Raw genomic sequence first — 2,976 nt, forward strand, 5'->3', positions numbered from 1 at the left:
AAGCACCAATAATAAAGTTAGCCTACGATGAATTAGACAGGTTTAGCTGGAATGAAAAAGATTTAGTAGCATATGAAGAAAGAATAATGGATCTGCGGAAAGAAGAAGCCATTCTTGAATACAAACTTGAGGAAGGTACAGAGAAAGGAAAAATCGAAGTTGCAAAAAATTTACTTAAAGCTGGTGTATCTGTTAATTTAATAGCTGAATCTACTGGCCCTTCTCAAGCTGAAATTGTACAGCTTAAGCAAGAAGTGGCCTAAGTATCACGGTTTTCAGGGCTTTTTTAGCTCGGCAGTGGTCTGAAAAGTCCATTTTTCACTTTATAAAATGTTTATATTTTACCACCTACTTTATTTGAATAAGTTCTTCTGCCACACTCTGAACGGATACTTGAATCAGGCTCAAGTTGACAAGTAGATGTTATCTTGCTATAATAAGTAAGTATTTATTAATTTAATCTTGACTTAAGAGGGTATTTATAGTGGCAAGTTATAGTGTTTTAAAAAGGTATGCGTTAGCCTATATAAAGAAATCTGGTAGTAACAGTGATGTTAAAGAGTTTTTACAATTTTGTAATACGCAAAATACCACAAATTGGAGTGAGGAGAATTTTAAAAATGCGTATGAAAAATTTACACATCCAAATTCAAGCAATAGGCACGATACAGGAAGCAGAAATGATCAATATAACGCAGGGAATAACGCACAACCTACAGGCTCTCAGATTACACATATACATGTACACAATAGAGGTTTAGACTTTTGGGATTATTTGCTATTACAATGCTGGATGGATTCTTTATTCGGTGGACGTGGTCACACTACGGTTAATAATATAACGAATATTAACAATGGTAATACCACTCATCAAGGGAGAAAAGAGAATAAAAAAGAATCAGAAGACAGTAGAAAGCTATTAGCTTTGGGTATAGTAGCTGCAGTTGTGTGTGTTGCTTTCCATGCTGGTATGTGTTTTTGGTATAACAGCAGCAGAAAAGTGGCTAGAAAAGAAGAAAAAATAGATTACCTGGATAGTAAATTTAAAACGTTCAGAAATATAGAATTTGCGGTTGGCGTTGTTTCTTTGGCAGCTTTGGTAGCTTGTGCTGTTTACCCAGTCTTACCAGCGTGGGGTTTAGCTATCCTTGGCGTTAATTCTCTCGTATGTTTTGCCGGTGGTTTAGCTTTTCATATGAAGCATGAGGAAGAATCAGAAAATATCGAGAAAGCTAAAGGAGCGGTAGATAGCTGTCCTAGACAAGGGCATGGTTATGGAGATTCTTCTCGTTATGATGCACCACCTCCTTACTTTCCTCAAGATCCTAATACTACTCCAACTGCTCCTCCTCAAAATGCATTTGATAATCCTTATTTGCAACAGAAGTTTGGGAATTGTAAGGGGTTCACGCGTGATAAAAATTAACAGTTTTATTTTTAGCCAAATTAATTGAATCAAGCTACAAAACCTGCTAAAGTTAACTTTGTGAAAGCACCCTTAGCTCAGTTGGATTAGAGCATTTGACTACGGATCAAAAGGTCGGGCGTTCAAGTCGCTCAGGGTGCACCACATTTTATAGGAAACAGAAGTCACACTTGAAATTAATATATGTAATACCTATCTTTAAAGGTTAAGCACTAAACTATTATATATGAGCAAAAAAGACTACTATGATCTGTTGGAAGTAGGCAGAAATGCCAGTATTGATGAGATAAAAAAAGCGTATAAAAAATTAGCATTAAAATATCATCCTGATAGAAATCCTGGCAATCAAGAAGCAGAGGAAAAATTTAAAGAAGTAACAGCTGCATATGAAGTTCTGTCTGACTCTGAGAAAAGGGCAGGCTATGACCGTTATGGCCACGAAGGTGCTTCTGGTGGATTTCAAGGCTTTAGCTCTGCAGGAGATTTTAGCGACATATTCAATGACTTCTTTGGTGGAGGATTCGGTGGTGGTGCAAGTAGATCGAGAGCAAAAAGAAGTACAACAGGAGTATCTGGAGCAGACCTACGTTATGATCTTGAAATTACCTTAGAAGATGCATTTAAAGGAATACAAGCGCCTATACATTATGTGACAAATGTAAAATGTGATACATGCCAAGGCACAGGTGGCGAAGGAGCAATTAAACCAGTTCAGTGCCACACATGCCAGGGAAGCGGTAGGATTAGAACTCAACAAGGCTTTTTTACCATCGAAAGAACATGTACTACATGCTATGGGGAAGGAGAAATAATACAAAACAAATGTAAGAAATGTGGTGGAGGTGGACGTAGAAGAGATGAAGTAAATATATCCGTTTCAATTCCAAAAGGCATAGAAGAAGGAGCTAAGGTAAGGATAAGTGGTAAAGGAGAAGCTGGAACAAAAGGTGGAAAAAGTGGAGATTTATACGTATACGTGAAAATAATTTTCCATAAAATCTTTGCTAGAAATAAAGCAGATTTACACTGTAAAGTGCCTATAAGAATGACACTAGCAGTGCTTGGTGGTGAAATCGATATTCAATCAATTGATGGAGCTAAAATAAAAGTAAAGGTCCCTGAAGGCACTCAAACTGGTACCAAACTACGTTGTAGGGAAAAGGGTATGCCATATATGAACTCACATGCTCGTGGTGATTTATACGTACAGGTAATAGTTGAGACTTTAAATCCAAAAAATTTAACTAAAAAACAAATTGAACTATTAAAAGCGCTTGAAGAAGAGGAAAATGCAAGTGTACAACAGCAATCTGAAGGGTTTTTTAGTAAAGTAAAAAAAAATAAGAAATCTGCTAAATGACATAAAGGGGTAACTGTTTATACTTAATCCTGCAATTCTTTGATCTTATTAATGGAAAGGCCAGTAGGCTTAACAATAATTAGCCAACAGAAACTTCTTAGCTCCTTATAGCTAAAGTGGCTTAGAACCTGTTTAAAATCTTCGTAATAGGAGAGAAATGAAGGAAAGGACAATCATTTGCAAGCTGGTG

Annotated in this window: 2 protein-coding genes, 1 tRNA gene and 1 pseudogene; all 4 read left to right on the plus strand. The window is 36.5% G+C overall.

The window, feature by feature from the left end:
• Nucleotides 1–263, plus strand: a pseudogene (locus OZD61_RS00740) (hypothetical protein); the annotation flags it as partial.
• Nucleotides 264–484: 221 nt separating this feature from the next.
• Complete coding sequence (locus OZD61_RS00745) at nt 485–1,426, plus strand: hypothetical protein (RefSeq protein ID WP_274979480.1); 942 nt, start codon at nt 485–487, stop codon at nt 1,424–1,426.
• A gap of 66 nt (nt 1,427–1,492) precedes the next feature.
• A tRNA-Arg gene (locus OZD61_RS00750) sits at nt 1,493–1,570 on the plus strand.
• A gap of 82 nt (nt 1,571–1,652) precedes the next feature.
• Nucleotides 1,653–2,786 carry a molecular chaperone DnaJ gene (gene dnaJ / locus OZD61_RS00755; protein ID WP_274979481.1) on the plus strand — a complete coding sequence of 378 codons (1,134 nt, stop codon included), beginning with the start codon at nt 1,653–1,655 and terminating at the stop codon, nt 2,784–2,786.
• Nucleotides 2,787–2,976 lie beyond the last annotated feature (190 nt).

It is taken from the genome of Wolbachia endosymbiont of Drosophila bocki (assembly GCF_028982005.1).
GTDB lineage: Bacteria > Pseudomonadota > Alphaproteobacteria > Rickettsiales > Anaplasmataceae > Wolbachia > Wolbachia pipientis.

Coding starts and splice junctions, on each gene's coding strand:
- dnaJ (WP_274979481.1), top strand. CDS start 1,653: ATGAGCAAAAAAGACTACTATGATCTGTTGGAAGTAGGCAGAAATGCC.